The organism is Burkholderia sp. L-4 (assembly GCF_056856535.1).
The window spans coordinates 1285717-1302870 of sequence record NZ_JBXEOX010000002.1; the positions used below are offsets into that span (position 1 = coordinate 1285717).

General features: G+C 70.5%; 16 protein-coding genes. 5 read left to right on the plus strand and 11 right to left on the minus strand.

The features are described from left to right. The first annotated feature begins 87 nt into the window (after nucleotides 1-87). Nucleotides 88-2106 carry an LssY C-terminal domain-containing protein gene (locus AC1VVG_RS22670; protein WP_482836331.1) on the plus strand — a complete coding sequence of 673 codons (2019 nt, stop codon included), beginning with the start codon at nucleotides 88-90 and terminating at the stop codon, nucleotides 2104-2106. Between the two features lie 15 nt (nucleotides 2107-2121). Here AC1VVG_RS22670 and AC1VVG_RS22675 read toward each other — a convergent pair whose 3' ends face one another. The 3 genes from AC1VVG_RS22675 to AC1VVG_RS22685 are packed head-to-tail and all read right to left on the minus strand — an operon-like array spanning nucleotide 2122 to nucleotide 6570. Then, nucleotides 2122-2418 (minus strand): helix-turn-helix domain-containing transcriptional regulator, encoded by a 297-nt coding sequence (locus AC1VVG_RS22675; protein WP_049032874.1) that lies wholly within the window; start codon nucleotides 2416-2418, stop codon nucleotides 2122-2124. Further along, on the minus strand, nucleotides 2415-4865 hold the full coding sequence (locus tag AC1VVG_RS22680) for a flavin-containing monooxygenase (RefSeq protein WP_482836333.1): 2451 nt from the start codon (nucleotides 4863-4865) through the stop codon (nucleotides 2415-2417). The genes AC1VVG_RS22675 and AC1VVG_RS22680 overlap by 4 nt, the downstream gene beginning before the upstream one ends. Beyond that, on the minus strand, nucleotides 4852-6570 hold the full coding sequence (locus tag AC1VVG_RS22685; protein ID WP_034188323.1) for a GMC family oxidoreductase: 1719 nt from the start codon (nucleotides 6568-6570) through the stop codon (nucleotides 4852-4854). Before AC1VVG_RS22685 ends, AC1VVG_RS22680 begins: the two co-directional genes overlap by 14 nt. A gap of 239 nt (nucleotides 6571-6809) precedes the next feature. On the opposite strand from AC1VVG_RS22685, the gene AC1VVG_RS22690 reads away from it, so the two are divergent. Together AC1VVG_RS22690 and AC1VVG_RS22695 are read left to right on the plus strand one after the other, a co-directional pair. Continuing rightward, nucleotides 6810-7841 (plus strand): AraC family transcriptional regulator, encoded by a 1032-nt coding sequence (locus AC1VVG_RS22690; protein ID WP_482836335.1) that lies wholly within the window; start codon nucleotides 6810-6812, stop codon nucleotides 7839-7841. 55 nt (nucleotides 7842-7896) lie between these two features. Beyond that, nucleotides 7897-8406 carry a GNAT family N-acetyltransferase gene (locus AC1VVG_RS22695; RefSeq protein WP_034188321.1) on the plus strand — a complete coding sequence of 170 codons (510 nt, stop codon included), beginning with the start codon at nucleotides 7897-7899 and terminating at the stop codon, nucleotides 8404-8406. Between the two features lie 20 nt (nucleotides 8407-8426). Here AC1VVG_RS22695 and AC1VVG_RS22700 read toward each other — a convergent pair whose 3' ends face one another. Together AC1VVG_RS22700 and AC1VVG_RS22705 are read right to left on the minus strand one after the other, a co-directional pair. Next, a complete protein-coding gene (locus AC1VVG_RS22700; protein ID WP_049033179.1) occupies nucleotides 8427-9380 on the minus strand; it encodes a CgnE/CgnB domain-containing protein in 954 nt (317 codons plus the stop codon). Nucleotides 9381-9438: 58 nt separating this feature from the next. Beyond that, complete coding sequence (locus AC1VVG_RS22705) at nucleotides 9439-9561, minus strand: hypothetical protein (RefSeq protein WP_006766865.1); 123 nt, start codon at nucleotides 9559-9561, stop codon at nucleotides 9439-9441. Between the two features lie 485 nt (nucleotides 9562-10046). Between AC1VVG_RS22705 and AC1VVG_RS22710 the strand changes: the two genes are divergently transcribed. Continuing rightward, nucleotides 10047-11297 (plus strand): YbfB/YjiJ family MFS transporter, encoded by a 1251-nt coding sequence (locus AC1VVG_RS22710; protein WP_034188319.1) that lies wholly within the window; start codon nucleotides 10047-10049, stop codon nucleotides 11295-11297. An 11-nt stretch (nucleotides 11298-11308) separates the two neighbouring features. On the opposite strand, the gene hpaC is transcribed toward AC1VVG_RS22710, so the two are convergent. Further along, entirely contained in the window at nucleotides 11309-11854 is a 546-nt protein-coding gene (hpaC, locus tag AC1VVG_RS22715) for a 4-hydroxyphenylacetate 3-monooxygenase, reductase component (protein ID WP_034188318.1), read from the minus strand. 351 nt (nucleotides 11855-12205) lie between these two features. Between hpaC and AC1VVG_RS22720 the strand changes: the two genes are divergently transcribed. Beyond that, nucleotides 12206-12841, plus strand: coding sequence for a response regulator transcription factor (locus AC1VVG_RS22720; RefSeq protein ID WP_034188317.1), 636 nt, complete (start codon nucleotides 12206-12208; stop codon nucleotides 12839-12841). A gap of 16 nt (nucleotides 12842-12857) precedes the next feature. Here the strand turns inward: AC1VVG_RS22720 and AC1VVG_RS22725 are convergent, their stop codons facing one another. The 5 genes from AC1VVG_RS22725 to AC1VVG_RS22745 form a co-directional block, all read right to left on the minus strand. Beyond that, nucleotides 12858-13601, minus strand: coding sequence for an SDR family NAD(P)-dependent oxidoreductase (locus AC1VVG_RS22725; RefSeq protein ID WP_124608065.1), 744 nt, complete (start codon nucleotides 13599-13601; stop codon nucleotides 12858-12860). A gap of 59 nt (nucleotides 13602-13660) precedes the next feature. Further along, the gene (locus AC1VVG_RS22730) at nucleotides 13661-14785 is read right to left on the minus strand and encodes an amidase (protein WP_482836337.1); all 1125 of its coding nucleotides are present in this window, start codon (nucleotides 14783-14785) and stop codon (nucleotides 13661-13663) included. Nucleotides 14786-14816: 31 nt separating this feature from the next. Continuing rightward, a complete protein-coding gene (locus AC1VVG_RS22735; RefSeq protein ID WP_034188590.1) occupies nucleotides 14817-15338 on the minus strand; it encodes a nuclear transport factor 2 family protein in 522 nt (173 codons plus the stop codon). Nucleotides 15339-15346: 8 nt separating this feature from the next. Next, entirely contained in the window at nucleotides 15347-15724 is a 378-nt protein-coding gene (locus tag AC1VVG_RS22740; RefSeq protein ID WP_034188314.1) for a hypothetical protein, read from the minus strand. 83 nt (nucleotides 15725-15807) lie between these two features. Next, complete coding sequence (locus AC1VVG_RS22745) at nucleotides 15808-17001, minus strand: acyl-CoA dehydrogenase family protein (RefSeq protein WP_034188313.1); 1194 nt, start codon at nucleotides 16999-17001, stop codon at nucleotides 15808-15810. Between the last annotated feature and the right edge of the window lie 153 nt (nucleotides 17002-17154).

The window sequence follows — 17154 nt, forward strand, 5'->3', positions numbered from 1 at the left end:
CGAGCGCGCGCACCTCGCCATGACCATTCACCCTGCCATCGCCGATCCGGTGTTCGACCGCCGGGCCGTTTCGCCGCGGGGCGTGCGATGAGCGACACGATCCACGCGTGGATCGGCGCGATCGGCGCGCATCCGCTGCTCGTGCTGGCAATCGTGTTCGTGGCGGCGTGCGCCGAGGCGATCGCGCTGATCGGCACGATCGTGCCGGCCGGCGCCGTGATGTTCGCGGCCGGTGCGCTGATCGGCGCGGGCGCGCTCGACGGCTGGACGACGATCGGCATCGCGGCCGCCGGCGCGGTGGTCGGCGACGGGATCAGCTACGAGATCGGGCGGCACTACCGCGGGATGATCCGCAACGTGTGGGCGCGCCTCGGCTACGCGAACGCCTATGCGCGCGGGGAGGAGTTCGTCCTGCGTCACGGGATGAAGAGCATCGTGCTCGCGCGCTTCCTCGCGCCGGTGCGTGCGGTCGTGCCGGTCGTCGTCGGCTGCGCGACGCTGCCGCGGCGGTCGTTTTATCCGGTCAACGTCGTCTCGGCGCTCGTGTGGGCGCCGGTACACGTCGCGCCGGGCATCGTGTTCGGCGCGTCGGCCGCGCTGGCCGCGGCGATCAGCGTGCGGGTCGCCGCGATCCTGCTGGTCGTCGCCGCGCTGGTCGTGCTCGTCTGGGTCGGCGTGCGCGTCGCGCTGCGGCGCGGCTGGCCGTTGCTGCACCGCGCGCTCGTCGCAGCCGTGCACGCTTGCGCGCGCCGCTGGCCGCGGGTGGGCGCGCGGCTGCACGACGCGATCGCGGACGTGCGCGGCCTGCCGGGCGCGGTGCCCGTGCTCGCGCTGCTGTTCGCCGGCTGCGTGTGGCTGTTCGCGGGGATGGTGCGGGATGTCGTCGCGAACGATCCGCTGATGCACGCGGACATCGCGCTGTATGCGTTCCTGCAGAACCTGCGCACGCCGCCCGTCGACGCCGCGATGAGTGCGCTTGCCGTGCTGCACGGGCACGACACGGGGCTGATCGTCGCGGCCGCGTTCCTCGTCTGGCTGATGATCCATCGCTGCTGGCTGACGTCCGCGTGGTGGCTCGCGACGGTCGGTATCGCGGTCGTGCTCGTGCCGGCGTTCGGCGCGGGCGTGCCGGGCGCGACGCCCGCGAGCCTGCCGCCCGGCGCGCTGCACCTGCCGCTGCCCGATGCCGACGCCGCGTTCGCGATCCTCGCGAGCAGCGGCCTCGGCTGGGTGCTCACGCGCGACCGGCCCGCGCGATGGCGCATTCCGGTCGTGACGGCGGTCGTGCTGTGGATCGTGCTCGGCGGTTTCGCGCGGCTCTACGTTGGCGACACCTGGCTGTCGGGCCTGCTCGGCGGCTGGAGTCTCGGGCTGGCCTGGTTCGCGCTGCTCGCCGGCGCCTATGCATACTGGCGCGTGCGCGAACAGGTGCAGCCGCGCGGCGCGCTGGTCGCGGTGGTCGTGGTGCTCGCGACGGCCGGCGTATGGACGGTTCCCGCGCAATGGCAGCTCGAGCGCGCGGCGCGCCCGCACGTCGGTGACGTGGTGGCAATGACGGTCGATCAGTGGCTGCACGGCGGGTGGCAGCGCGTGCCGACGCGGCGCACCGAGATCGGCGGCGATCGCGAGGAATATCTGCCGTTGCAATGGAGCGCGACATCGGACACGCTCGACCGGCATCTCGCGCAGGCCGGCTGGCAGCGCGCGACGCCGTGGTCGCCGGCCACCGCGTTGCGCTGGCTGTTGCCGCAGGCGCCGGCCGACGCGCTGCCCGTGCTGCCGCGCTATACGCATGGCGAAAGCACGCGCCGCGTGTTCGTCCGCGTCGATCCGGCCCATCCGGACAGCCGCCTCGTGCTGCGGCTGTGGCGCTATCCGTACGTGCTGGAGGACGCGCTCGGCATGCGGCCGCTGTGGTACGGCGCGCTGTATCGCGAGGCGCTGCACCGGCCGGCGCGGCTGATGACGATCGTGCGCACGACGCCGATCGACGATGCGGCGGCGATCGCGCAGGCGCTGGCGGTCGAGCCGACGATCGAGCGTCCGCCGGCGGGGATGACGGCCGCGCCGGCCGGGATGCTGCTCGTGTGGATGGTCAGGCCGTGAGCGGGCGCGCGCCGCTCATGCATGCTCCGGCTGGGCCAGGACGACGGACCGGCGCAGGCCGACGGTCTTGAGCACCGCGAGCAGGGTTTTCCGCGTCGGGTTGCCGTTCGGGGACAGCGTGCGATACAGCGATTCGCGGCTGATGCCGGCTTCTGCCGCGACCGCGCCGAGCCCGCCATAGGCTTCCGCGACCGTGCGCAGCGCGAGCAGGCCGGCCGCGCGATTGTCGGGATCGTCGAGCGATTCCATCGCGACGCGCAGATAGGCGACCGCGCACGCGCCGCTCGCCGCGCATTGCCGCCCGATCGTCACGCGCTCGCGGCCACCCGTGCCGACGCAAATCCCGCCAGCGTGCGCAGTGCATCGCGCGCCGAGCGCAGGTAGAACGCCTGCAGATGAAACACGTGCCAGCGCGCCGCGTGAATCTCCAGCCGGCACGGCACGCCGCACGCGCGTGCGTGATCCGCCAGCCGTTGCGCATCCGACAGCAGCACCTCCTGGTCGCCGGCCTGAATCAGCATCGGCGGCAGACCGCGCAGGTCGGTGTCGAGCGGGCCGCGCGCGGCGGTCGAGCCGGCGCCGTGATACCAGCGCAGCCCCTGTTCGAGCCAGCCGCGCCGGATCATCGGATCGTCGCGGCGGCGCGAGGCCAGCGTCGGACCGCCGAGCGCCGGGTCGGTCACGGGCGAGATCAGCAGCAGCGCGGCGGCGGCCGGATCGCCGCGCTCGCGCAGCGCAATGGCGAGTGAGAGGGCCAGCGCACCGCCGGCCGAGTCGCCGGCGATCACGATCCGGTGCGGCGCATGACCCTGCGCGCGCATCGCGTCGTACACGGCGAGCGCATCGTCGAGCGCGGCCGGGCTCGGATGCTCGGGCGCAAGGCGGTAATCGGGCACCCACACCGGCAGGCCGGCATCGTTCGCGAGCCGCGTCGTCACGCCGCGATGCGTATGCGGGCCGCCGAGGCAGAATGCTCCGCCGTGGAGATACAGGATCGCGCCACCCGTGTCGCCGCGTTTCGGCGCGACGACTTCGACCGGCACGTGGTGCGCGGACGTGCGATAGCGCAGCGTGCCGCCGGCACCGGGCATCAGCGGCGACAGCAGCGCGACGACGCGGCGCTGCGTGCGTGCACCGAACGGCGGCCCGATCAGCGGCCGGAACGCAACGCGCAGGAAGCCGCGCAGCGAAGCGGCGGCGAGCGCCTCCAGCCGACCGGCCGGCGGCGCGATCACCGTGCCGTGCGCTGCCGCGGCCGACTCGGGCAACGGGCGCGTGAAGCGGTATGCGGACATGCCGCCGACACGCGTGATCCACCGGTAGGTCAGCGTGAAACCCGGCCAGTTCGTGCTGTTGTGCCCCGCTGCATCGACGTACCAGCTCTTGCAGCCGCTCCAGACCGAACCGGCGAGCCGCTGCTGCACGTGCGCGTTGAAGCGCCGGTAGCGGCGCGTATCGACGTCGATCTCGCGCGCGCCGTCGCGCCGCATCGCCCGCACGCAGCGCATCACGTGCGCGATCTGGCTTTCGAGCATGTAGACGATCGAGTTGTGCCCGAGGTTGGTGTTCGGGCCGTACAGCATGAAGAAGTTCGGGAAGCCGGGCACGGTGAGCCCGAGATACGCCTGCGCGCCGCGTCGCCACGCGTCGTTCAGGTCGAGCCCGTCGCGGCCCGTGATGCGCATCGGCGACAGGAATTCGGTTGCCGCGAACCCCGTGCCGTAGACGATCGCGTCGACCGGATGCTGGACGCCGTCGACGGTTTCGATGCCGTCCTCGGTCACGCGCCGGATGCGTTGCGTGACGAGCGCGACGTTGTCGCGGCTCATCGTCGCGAGGTATTCGCTCGACAGCAGGAGGCGCTTGCAGCCGATCGGGTAGTCGGGCGTGAGCCGGGCGCGCAACGCGGGGTCCGGCACGTCGCGCGCGAGCAGCTTGCGGAACGGCCGGCCGACCGCCACCTTCATCAGCCCGTGCAGGCGCGTGAACGCGATCGCACGCGATTCGTAGCGGGTGTAGATCCACGCGCGATGCAGCTTCATCGCCCACGGCATCCGGCGAAACATCGCCTTTTCCCACGGGCGATACGCGCGGTCGGGACGCGGTATCACGTAGGCCGGCGAACGCTGGAACACGGTCAGGTGCCGCACGCTGCCGGCGATCGCCGGGACGAACTGGATCGCCGACGCGCCGGTGCCGACCACGGCCACGCGCTTGCCGGCGAGCGAATAGTCGTGATCCCAGTGCGCGGAGTGGAACGCGCGGCCGCGGAACGTGTCGATGCCGGGCAGGTCGGGCATCGCCGGGCGGCTCAACTGGCCGGTGCCGCTGACAAGCAGGGCGGCGCTGAGCGTCGTGCCGTCGACGAGCGTGACGTGCCACAGCGCACCGGTTTCGTCGTAGCGCGCGTGCCCGACTTCGGCGCCGAAGCGCAGGTGGCGTGCGAGCCCGTACTTGCGTGCGCAATGCTGCAGGTATGCGTGAATTTCCGGCTGCGGCGCGAACACGCGGGACCAGGCCGGATTCGGTTCGAACGAAAACGAATACAGGTGCGAGGGCACGTCGCACGCGGCGCCCGGGTAGCTGTTGTCGCGCCATACGCCGCCGACGTCGTGCGAGCGTTCGACGATCACGAAATCGTGGATGCCGGCGCGTTGCAGCGCAACGGCCATGCCGATGCCGGCGAAGCCGGCGCCGATGATGATCGCGGCAAGCGGTGCGGCGGAGCCGGCGCAACGGGAAGGATCAGGCGACAGCATGGCGGGTTTCCTCGGGCTGGATGACGTCGTGTGCCGCGCGCGCGGCACGGGCGGAATCGCAATCCGTCGCTGTCCTGACGGTCTCGCCGGCATGCGGCCGGTCCGGCACGCGGCGCACGCCGCGCATCAGGTCGACGGCCTTCTCGGCGATCATGATCGTCGGCGCGTTGGTGTTGCCGCCGATCAGCGTCGGCATCACCGACGCATCGACGATGCGCAGCCCCTGCAGGCCGCGCACGCGCAGTTGCGGATCGACGACGGCGAGTGCGTCGTGCCCCATCCGGCAGGTGCCGACCGGGTGATACACGGTGTCGGTGCGCCGCCTCAGCACGTCGCGGATCTCGTCGTCGGTCGTCACGTTCGCGGTGAACAGGTCGCGCGTGATCCAGCTCGCGAGCGCCGGTGCTTCCATTAGCCGGCGCGTGATGCGGAAGCCCGCGACCATGTCGTCGACGTCGCGCGGATCGTCGAAGAACGCGGGGTCGATGCGCGGCGCCGCGAGCGGATCGGCGCTGTTCAGCGTGACCGAGCCGCGGCTGCGCGGCCGCAGCAGGCACACGTGGCACGACAGCCCGTGGCCGGCATGCAGCTTGCGCGCATGGTCGTCGACGAGCGCGACGACGAAATGCAGCTGGATGTCCGGCGCGGCGAGATCGGCGCGCGTTTTCAGGAACCCGCCGCCTTCCGCGAAATTCGACGTCAGCATCCCGCGCCGTTCGCGGCGAAAGCGCGCGAACTCGCGCAGCATCCGCAGGCCGCCGCGTGCGGACACGCCCATCGTGTCGACGCTGCGCGTGCGATAGCCGAAGATGAAATCCGGATGATCCTGCAGGTTGCGCCCGACGCCGGGCAGGTCCGCCTGCACCGCGATGCCGAACTGCTGGAGTGCGCGGCCCGGGCCGACGCCCGACAGCATCAGCAACTGCGGCGTCTGCAGCGCGCCGGCCGCGAGCACGACTTCGCGCCGCGCGCGCAGCGTGCGGACCTCGCCGTGCTGGCGGACCTCGACGCCGATCGCGCGCGTGCCGTCGAACAGGATGCGCAGCACCTGCGCGTGCGTCTCGACCGTCAGGTTGTCGCGGCGGCCGAGATGCGGCAGCAGGTACGCGCGCGCTGCGCTCCAGCGTTCGCCGTGCTTCTGCGTGACCTGGTAGATCCCGATGCCCTCCTGCCGCGCACCGTTGAAATCGTCGGTGAGCGGCAGGCCGGCCTGTCGCGCGGCTTCCAGGTAGCGCGCATGGAACGGGTTGCCGGTGCGCAGGTCGCTGACCCACAGCGGGCCGTCACGGCCGTGCCATGCATCGTCGAAGCGCTCGTTGTGCTCGCTCAGGCGGAAGTACGGCAGCACGTCGTCGTACCCCCAGCCTTCGTTGCCGAGCGCGGCCCAGCCGTCGTAGTCGACACGATGGCCGCGGATGTAGACCATCGCGTTGATCGCCGACGATCCGCCGAGCGCCCTGCCGCGCGGCTGGTAGCCGATGCGCCCGCCGAGCCCGGGCTGCGGCACCGTGTCGAACGCCCAGTTGTTCAGGCGCGTGGACATCATCGCGACCGCGCCGGTCGGCACGTTGACGAGCGCGCCGTCGCCGCGGCCGCCGGCCTCCAGCACGCATACGGTCACGGCCGGGTCCTCGGTCAGGCGCCCGGCGACGACGCAGCCGCCCGATCCGCCGCCGACGACGATGTAGTCGAACGTCTTGCTCATGGAATCGTCTCCTTTGTTCGGTAGTCGATGGATCAGCCGACGGGCGCCGGCACGGGGGCGCAGGCGGCGGGATCGGTCGGGCGGCTCGGTCGCATGGTGTCTCCTCCTGGGGCGATGGCGTCGTTCGGGTGACGACTGGATGACGCCGATGGTGCGGGCCGCACGGGGAAACACCAATGCTGCTTGGGGACAATTGTTTTAGTATTTGGGCCAAATCGGCGCTTCGAGGGTTTCTCCGCATGAGCTTCTGGGATTTCACCCGGAGTCCGGCCAGCGCCCGGCTGCTGGTCGATTTCGGCGACGAACGCGGCGTGCCGCACGCGACGCTGCTGGCCGGTACCGGCCTGGCGGATGCGCAGCTCGACGATCCGAAGGTCGAGGTGACGGCCGCACAGGAGCTGCGGCTGACCGGCAACCTGCTGCGCGCGCTCGGCCGCGCGCAGGGCCTCGGCTTCGAGGTCGGCCTGCGCTATCACTTCTCCGCGTACGGCGTGTGGGGCTACGGGCTGATCGCGAGCGCGACCGGGCGCGACGCGCTCGCGCTGGCGATGCGCTTCCTGCCGCTCACGTATGCATACACCGTCATCACGTACCGCGAGGCGCCCGATACGGGCGTGCTCAACTTCGGCGCGCCGGAACTCGACGGCGACCTGAGCCGGTTCCTCGTCGAGCGCGACATGACGGCTGCTGCCGTGCTGCTGCAGGAAATCGCCAGCGGCGATTTCGCGTTGTCGCGCTTCACGCTGCAGGCCGCGCGTTCACCGTCGCTCGTCGCGCCGCGCATCGCCGGCATCGAGCCGGCCTTCTCGGCGCGCGTGAACAGCCTCGCGTTCGACCGCGCGTTTCTCGACCGGCCGCTGCCGCATGCGAATCCGCTGACGGTGTCGATGTGCGAGCAGATGTGCGGGCAACTCGTCGAAGCGCGGCGCGCGCGCGTGGGCACGTCGGAGATGGTGCGCCAGTACCTGGGCTCGACGGCCGGCGGTGCGCCGTTCTCGCTCGAGGACATGGCGCGGCTGATGAACACGAGCCCGCGCACGCTCAAGCGCCGGCTGCAGGAGGAGGGCACGACGTTTCGCACGCTGCTCGCGCAGGCGCGCGGCGCGATGGCCGAGACATTGCTCGGCGATGCGCGGCTGTCGCTCGCGGAGGTGGCCGAGCGGCTCGGCTTCAGCGACCTGTCGAGTTTTTCGCAGGCGTTCAAGCGCTGGTACGGCGTGCCGCCGGGCGCGTATCGCAGTGCGGCGCGGCGGGTCGGCGGCCGCCGATGAATCGCGGTACGATCGATCGCTTGCCTGCCGACATCCCCCTCACGAGAGAACCCGCATGATCACGATTCGCCCGATGACCGACGACGATTTCCCGCGCTTCTGGCCGACCTATCGCGCCATCGTCGCCGCTCAGGAAACCTATGCATTCGATCCCGCGCCGACACGGGAAGCGGCGCGCGTGCTGTGGCTCGACGCGCCGCTTTGCACGTGGATCGCCGAGGAGGACGGCGTGGTGCTCGGCTCGTACTACCTGAAGGCGAACGCGGCCGGCCCCGGCAAGCACGTGAGCAACTGCGGCTACATGGTGAGCGAGGCCGCGCGCGGCCGCGGCGTCGCGCGCCTGATGTGCGAACACTCGCAGCAGGTCGCGCGCGAGCGCGGTTTCCTTGCGATGCAGTTCAACTCGGTGGTCGCGACGAACGAGGTCGCGGTCGCGCTGTGGCGGAAGCTGGGATTCGAGATCGTCGGCCGCCTGCCGCGCGCGTACCGCCACGCGCGGCTCGGCTTCGTCGATTGCCTCGTGATGTTCAAGTGGCTCGGCGACACGCCCGCCGCCGAAGCCTGAGCCCGCAAGCCGCCCCGTCGTCAGACGGCGAACGCGCCGTCGAACACGATCCGTTCGTCGAGCGCGAGCGTGCCGCGCGCGAAGATCAGGTCGAGGTGATGGCTGCCGTTTTCGCCGCCGCCGAGCCCGAGATGCAGGCCCGGATGGCGTTCCTCGAACCCGGCGTTGCGGCCGTACAGCCCGCGGATGCCGAGGTTCGTGCCGATGCCGAATTCCTCGATGCGCCGGTGGTTCGCGTGCCGGTCGAGATAGGTCGTGAAATCGCGTCGAAAGCCGGCATCGTCGGTGTCGAAATCGACGATCGTGCTGTTCTCGACCCGCAGCGTCGCGAGCCGCTCGGCCACCTTGTACTTGATCGCGAACGGCACGGTGCCGAGAAACGTGCCGCTGAACACGACCGAGCCGTTCAGGTCGGTCACGTGCGTCGCGATCTCGCCGGGCACGACGTCGAGGTTGCCCATGCCGTCGACGCTCGTCCATTTCTGGTCCGGTGCGAGCGAGCCCGTCAGCGTGTTGCCGGCTTCGTCGATGAAGCGGATCCGTGACGCGCGTGCGGCCGCGTCGATCAACCGGCCGTTGCGTGCGGCGATGTCGTCGAGCGATTCGGCGAAGGCTTCGTCGAGATGCGGGCCGTAATCCTTGAACAAGACCGACTTGCTCCAGTGCTCGACGATCGCGGGGCGGATCGCGGCGAGGAACGGCGGCCCGCTCGGCGAGGGTGTCGGCAGGCACGACGAGTCGTACAGCAGCACGAACAGGTCGGCGTCATTGAGCGCGGCGGCGATGTCGGCGGGCGGGGTGCTTTCGAGGCAGAGGGTCGTGGCGTCGAGCGAATCAGGCAGGGCGGAAAACGCGCGCAACGCGATGTCGCGGTTGCGGGTGTCATGGCCGACCAGCAGTTTTCCCGACTCGCCGCGCGCCAGCTTGTCGCGCAGCGCGGGGTGAAACCCGAGCGCGCGGTGCAGGTTCAGCATGCGTATCTCCGGAAGCGGCGGAAGGGCCGAGGCCCTTCCGCGAGAACGGGTGGCCCGCTCAGACCGGCCAGAGCGCGGTGCCGAACGGCACCACGGCGTCCTCGACCATCATGTCGACGGCCTCGGGGTGCGTGTCTTCCTGCATCCAGTCAAGCAATTCGATCTGCTGGGTGTCCTGCATGTCAATTCTCCTGTGGTGAACATGAGTGATTCAACATGAAAGTGCGGTAGAAAATCTTGCCGCTCCTTGTTCGGTATTTCGTGAATGCCGGACAAGTGGCGTCGATATTAGTCTGACGATTTTGTTAATGCAATGCATTGCGACGTTTTTAGCCAAAGCGTGCTAAACACCGGCATTTTATCGAGGTCGACGGGAAAAGGAGGCCGATAAATAGAATAACGGGACCGACCTGATTTTCCAATTATCGGGATTCCGTTCGATTAATGCATTCGGCCGTTTTTTATAATTCGACGTGCAATGGCGTCGATTATTTCGCATTGCGTGATTCATGAAAGACGATCGCGCACGCGTATCACGCGCATATTGCGCGCGGGCCCGCGTGCGGCGATGCCTCCGGTTTTCTGGCACCATCTGACGATCTTGCGCGATGGCCGCGGCCGCGTGCGCCGTCGTCAGGACGGCATCACAACGATGGAGACGACCCGATGCGTGCAGCGCCGCAACCGGAGCGCGCCGGCCCGACGCAGCCGGCCGCCGGCACCACCGATCCCGACCGCATGGCCGCGTGGCGGCTCGCGATCGGCCTGTCGCTCGGCAGCGCGATCGCGCTCGGCCTCGCACGCTTTTCGTATGCGCTGCTGCTGCCGCCGATGAAGGCCGATCTCGGCTGGACCTTCGCGCAGGCCGGCGCGCTGAATACCGCGAACGCGGCCGGCTACCTGGTCGGCGCGCTGGCGTTTCCGCTGCTGTCGCGGCGCTGGCGCGCGGGCACGCTGCTGGCGGCCGGCTGCGCGTTGACCGTGGTGCTGATGGCGACCTGCGGGCTCACGTCCGGCATGCACGCGCTGCTCGTGCAGCGGCTCGCAACGGGTATCGGCAGCGCGCTGATCTTCATCAGCGGCGGCGTGCTGGCCGCGCGGCTCGCGTCGGCGTCGCCGCGCGATGCGGGGCTGCTGCTCGGCCTCTATTACGGCGGTACGGGATGGGGCATCGTCGCGTCGTCGCTGCTCGTGCCGGCCACGCTCACGCATGGCGTGCACGGCTGGCAGGCCGCGTGGTTCGCGCTCGCGCTCGCCTGCGCGCTGTTCTCGGCGGTGGCCATCGCGGCCGCGCATCGCATCGAGCGCGCACACGCGGCACCGGCGAGGCCGCGCGACGGCACGGCACCGGCGGCAACCGCGCGCGCGGCCCGTTTCGGACTCGCGCTGGCCGGCTACGGCCTGTTCGGCGTCGGCTACATCGGCTACATGACGTTCATCGTCGCGCTGCTGCGCGGCGCGGGCATGAGCGGCACGGTGGTCGCCGCGTTCTACGTGATGCTCGGCGTCGCGACCGTCGTGTCGGCGCGGCTGTGGTCGGGGCTGCTCGACCGGATGCGCGGCGGGCAGGCGCTCGCGGTGCTCAACGCGCTGCTCGGCATCGCGACGCTGATGCCCGCGATGTTCGTGCATCCGGCCGCCGCGTTCGCGTCGGGCGTGCTGTTCGGCGCGACGTTCCTGTCGGCCGTCGCGTCGACGACGGCCTTCGTGCGGCACAACCTGCCGCCCGACGGCTGGGCGAAGGGGATCAGCGCGTTCACGACGGTCTTCGCATTCGGCCAGATCGCGGGGCCGGTCGCGATCGGCTGGGTGTCGGACAGCGCGGGGCTCGCGCGCGGGCTCGTGTATTCGGCGCTGACGCTGTTCGCGGGCGCGGCGCTTGCGGCCGCCCAGCGCGCGTTGCGGACGCCCGCGTAATCACGCGAACGTCACCGCACGTACGCGGTGCGCGAGACGCGATGAAACGCGCGGCTGAAGTAGATGAGGCTGTCGCCGTCGTCGCGCACGCGGATCGACGTCGCCTCGATGAACATCACCGAATGCGAGCCGACTTCCTTCATGTCGGCGATCGTGCCCTGGAGGCTGGCGAGCGCGTCGCGCAGCACGGGCACGTCCTGCTCGCCCCGATCCCACACGGGCAGTTCGAAACGCTGCGCCATCGGCAGGTCGGTGAGTCCCGCGAAATGCCGCGCGAGCAGCTCGTGCTCGGCCGGCAGCACGTTGATGCAGACGTGGCGGTTGCGCTCGAAGGTCGCGTGCATCGCGCTCGACCGGTTCAGGCACACGAGCAGCGTCGGCGGCGTATCGGTGACGGAGCACACGGCGCTCGCGGTGATCCCGCAGCGGCCGTGCGGCCCGGCGGTGGTGATGACGTTGACGGCCGCGCCGAGGTGGGCCATCGCCTGGCGGAAGGCCTTCTGCGTGTCGGTCGGTTCGACGCGTGCCGGTCGCGGGATATCGGTCGTGGAAGACATGGGTGCTCCTGTTGGACGAAGGCGGCGATCGCGTCACGCTGTCGAGGCAGCGCCGGATCGCCGACGATGATCCAAGCGTACGTCGCGAAAATGCGGGCGACCATTCGCACGATTGACGATGGACATGGCGTTCCCGCCAACGCATCTAAAGGTTCTACCTAGATGCGCGCCGCGCCGCGCGAAAAAAGCGCGATTGGGCGGACGTGCGGCACGCAAAAGGGTATTCAGCGAGTTTTCGGCTCGTTATGATGTGCCGCACACCCCCAGCGAACGACGCGCGCGACCCGCCGGCCACCGGCCTGTCGCGCGGCGCGTGCGACACCCATACCGATATTCAGCGAGACACCCGCGATGACGACGTCACCCGCACCGATCGTATACATCGTCGACGACGACGGCGGCATGCGGACGTCGCTCGCGTGGTTGCTCGAATCGGTCGGCATTGCGTCCGAAGGGTTCGCGAACGCGGGCGAGTTTCTCGCGCGCTTCGACGCGAACCTGCCCGCGTGCCTGGTGCTCGACGTGCGGATGCCCGAGAAAAGCGGCTTCGACGTGCAGGCCGAACTGAATGCGCGCGGGGCGACGTTGCCGGTGATCTTCGTCAGCGGGCACGGCGACATTCCGATGTCGGTGCGCGCGCTGCAGAACGGCGCGATCGATTTCGTCGAGAAGCCGTACAACTCGCAGCAGATGCTCGAACGCGTGCAGCGCGCGCTGCGGCTCGCGCAGCAGCGGCACGCGGTGAGCCAGCGCCACCGCGAGCTGCGCCAGCGGCTGGATGCGCTGACCGCGCGGGAGAAGGAAGTGCTGCGCGGCGTCGTGGACGGCAAGGGCAGCAAGCAGATCGCGTCGGACCTGTCGATCAGCGTGAAGACCGTCGACGTGCATCGCGCGAGCATCAAGGAGAAGCTCGGCGCGACGTCGATCGCCGCGCTCGTGCGCGACGTGATGGTCGTGTGGGGCGATGGCGGGGAGTCGGCGCGATAAGGCCTGCCTGCCGCGCTCAGCGCATGTACAACCCGCCGTTGATGTCCCAGCACGCCCCGTTGGCGAAGTGCGCGTCGCCCGACGCGAGCAGCACGGCGGCATCCGCCACGAAACCGGCCGACCCGAGCTTGCCGCCCGGCAGGCTCGCGAGCACCTGGCGCAGCTTCTCCGGCGCGACGCTCTCGTACACGATCGGCAGGTCGAGCGGGCCCGGCGAGATCGCATTGACGGTCACGCCCTGCGCGGCGAGGTCGCGCGCGAACACCTTGGTCAGCGTCAGCGTGCCGCCTTTCGCGGCCGCATAGTGCGCGCCCGTCGCCGAGCCGCCGTTCTGTCCGGCGAGCGACGCGATGTTGACGATGCGGCCCGCGCCGCGCGCCGCGAAGTACTGGCCGAACACCTGGCAGCCGAACAGCACGCTGCGCAGGTTCACGTCGATCACCTGGTCGAACTGCTCGGCCGTGATCTCCATGGCCGGCACGACCTTCGAGGCGCCCGCATTGTTGACGAGCACGTCGATCGTGCCCCAGCGTGCGACGAGCGCATCGCGCGCGGCTTCGAAATCGCGTTTCGACGTGACGTCGAGCGGCAGCGCGATCGCGCGGGCGCCGCTCGGGTCGAGGTCGCGTGCATGCGCGCGAACGGCGTCGGCGGCGATATCGGCCAGTGCGACGCGGTAGCCGGCTGCATGGAAGCGCTCGGCGATGACGGCGCCGAGCCCGCGCGCGGCGCCGGTGACGAGGACGACTCGATCTGACATGGTGCGTGGTTCCCTGGTTCGCGGGCGCACGCCGGTGGAAGCGGCGCCCGTATCGTGGTTCATGCGGCGAGAGCCGCTTCGAAGTGCGCCGCGATCGCGCAGACCTGTTCGTCCGCGCCCTTGCGCCCGACGATCTGCAGGCCGGCCTTCAGCGGCGAACCGGCGAGCGGCAGCGGCAGGCTGAGCGCCGGATGGCCGCTCAGGTTGAACGGCCGGATCAGCGACGACATCGCGATGACCGACACGCCGTCGCGTGCCTGCTGCAGCGTGATCGGCAGCGCGGGCAGCGTCGGCAGCACCAGCACGTCGGCGTGCTCGAGCGCGGCATCGACCTGCGCGGTGAAGCGTGCGCGGACGGTTTCGGCTTCGGCGAGCGCGGCCGGTGTCGTCGTCGCGGCCGTGCGCAGGCGCGCGTCGAGATCGGCGCCGAGCCGGCCCGTCGCGACCAGATGGCCGAACGCGCGCGACGTTTCCGCATTGATGACGGTGAGCCCCGCCGCGAACGCGGCCGGCATGTCGTCGAGCACGACGGCGTGCGCGTGCAGGCCCGCGGCGCGAACGGCCGCATCGAGCGCGGCCGCGACGGCCGGATCGGCTTCGACCGTGACGTGCGCGACGGTAAAGCCTGCCGCGGATGCCGCGGCTTGCGCACGATCGAAGCCCGGGGCGATCGCGGCCATCACCGCGGCCAGCGTGCGGATATCGCGCGCAAACGGCCCGACGCAATCGAGCGTCGTGTCGGCGGGCGCGACGCCGCGGCGCGATACGCGGCCGAACGTCGGCTTCAGGCCGGCCACGCCGCAGCACGCGGCCGGCCCCCGGATCGAGCCGCCGGTGTCGGTGCCGAGCGCCGCGTCGACGGCGCCGAGCCCGACGAGCGACGCGGACCCGCTCGACGAGCCGCCGGGAATGCGCGTCGCATCTTGCGGATTGACGGGCGTGCCCGTGTAGTCGTTGATGCCGGTCATGCCGAACGCGAGCTCGTGCATGTTCGCCTTGCCGGCAATCTGCCAGCCGGCGTCGAGCAGCAGGCGGACCACGTCCGCGTGATGTGCGGCCGGCGGCGCGTCGGCGAGCGCGCGGCTTGCCGCGCGGGTCGGATGGCCCGCGATGTCGATCGTGTCCTTGATCGCGATCGTGGGGCCGGGGCCGCCCAGCGTGAAGGTGTCGATGAAGCCTGTCATGGTCGGTATCGCGCGAAAGCGGTGGAATGGATCAGGACCGTGGCGCGGCGGCGAGCGGCCACGGGCCGTCGAGTACGCGTTCGGTGCGGAAATGACGGATCAGCCACGCGGAGCCGCTGGCCGCCGGCGCGAAATCGACGGTCAGCCGCGCGGCGATCAGCTCGGCCGAACCGTCCGCATAACGCGACGCCTGCAGCATGATCCAGCGGCCGCGCGCGCGCGTGTTGCCGGCGCCGATCTCGATCGACTCCGACGTCAGGAAGTGCAGGTTCGCCGCGAAATGCGGGTCGGGCGGCAGGTAGCGGCCCAGCATCGCGACGATCGCGGCGGTGCCTTCGAGGCGGCCGAACTTGCGCGCGTAGTGCGGGCCGATGCCTTCCCACACGGCGTCGGCGGTGAACAGTTCGGCGAGCGACGGGCCGTCGCCGGCATCCTCGGGCACGTCGCACAGCGCCATGTAGCGCGTGAGCGTCGCGCGCACCGCGCGCTCGGCGTCGAGCGCGGCCAGGCGCTGCACGAGCGCATCGATCGGGTCCGGCGGCAGGTCGCTCATCGCGCGCCTCACGCCGCGGGCTTCGCGGCCGGCGGCACGGTCAGCGCGCGGCCGACGCGCGCCTCGATCTTGCCGTAGCGCCACAGGTTGTATTCGCCGACGGGCGTCGTGCGATACAGGTTGCAGACGGCGACCGTCGTGTCGAAATCGGCGACGTCGGCCATGATGTAGAACGTCCACGGCGCGCCGTCGGCCTGGCCGACCACGAGGCGGTCGTCGTCCATCACGCCGAGCACGCGCACGCCGGGCATCGCTTCGACGGCCGCGAGCATCGCACCGTACGCCTGCCACACTTCGCCGATCTTCTCGCGCGGCAGGTCGAAGAAGTTCTGCGACACGCCGCAGCAGAACAGGACGCGCAGCGGCAGCGGATTCGGGTCGGACATATCGGGCTCTCCAGAGGAATCGATGGGGCGCATGAATCGGCCGGCGATCATGCGTGTTCAGGAACGGCTTCGGTCGACACGGGTCACAGATAGCCGGGAAACGGCGTCACGCCGGTGAACACCGCACCCGCGCCGTCGAAGTTGCCTTCGCCGAGAAACGCGTGCTGCGTGACGACCATCGCGTCGCGCAGCAGCCGCTGCAGCGGATGCGTGCGATAGATCGCCGCCGTGCCGCCGAGGCGGTACGCGCGTTCGACGACGCTCGCGCCTTCGCGTGCGATCTGCGTGGCCGCGAGCCGCAGCAGGCTGACCTGCTCGGGCGTCACCGGATTGCCGGCGAGGATCGATCGCCACACGGTGTCGGTCGCGTCGTAAAAAAACGCGCGCGCCGAGCGCAGTTGCGCCTCGGCCTTCGCGAGCTCGATGCGGTAGTACGCGCGATCGGCGAGACGCGGTGCGCCGGTCGTCGTTTGCCGGCCACCCGACATCCGGTTCACGACGTCGAGCGCCGCGCGCGCGAGGCCGAGGTTGACGACGGCCAGCACCTGCGCCGCGTACGCGACGGTCGGGTAGCGGTACAGCGGCTCGTCGACGGTCGGTTCGCCGCCGCGTACGAAGGTCCACGCTTCCGGCACGAAGCGGTCGTCGATGCGCAGGTCGTGGCTGCCGGTGCCCTGCATGCCGACCACGTTCCAGTTCTCGACGATCTCGACGTCGGCCGCGCGGAACACGGCCGTGCGCGGCTTGTTCGGTGCGGCGTCCTGTGCGCCCGGCACGGCGATGCCGACACCGAGCCAGTCGGCGCCCTTGCAGCCGCTCGCGAATTTCCACGTGCCGTTCACGCGCCAGCCGCCCGGCGCGGCCTGCGCCGGCTGCACCGGGAACAGGCCGCCCGCGAACACCTGGTCGGGACCGCTCGCGTACAGCTCGGCCTGCGTCTCGAGCGGCAGCGCCGCGAGATAGACGTTCGCGGAGCCGAAGCTCGCGACCCACGCGGCCGACCCGTCGGCCGTCGCGATGCGCTCGATCATGTCGAGGAACGCGGTCGGCGCGAGCGCGTCGCCGCCGAAGCGACGCGGCGTGCCCGCGCGATAGATGCCGGCCTGCTTGAACAGCGCGATCACGTCGCGCGGCACGTGCGACAGACGGTCGAATTCTTCACGGCGCGCGGCGACGGTCTCGATCACCGCGTCGAGCGGCGACAACGGCGCGGCCACGGAACCTGCCACGGACGGCGAGGACGGCGCGGGTTCGATGGCGAGGGCGGCTTGCGGCATGGTTGTCTCCTGGGCGGACAAGGGTTCGGATGCGGATGGCATGCGTGCCGTGCGAGGCTGGACCTGCGGCACGACGATGCAGCCAGTCTAGAAACGCCGAAAACACGCAGCAATTGGTGCGTTGGGCCGTGCGACTGGTGACGTTCCGGGCCG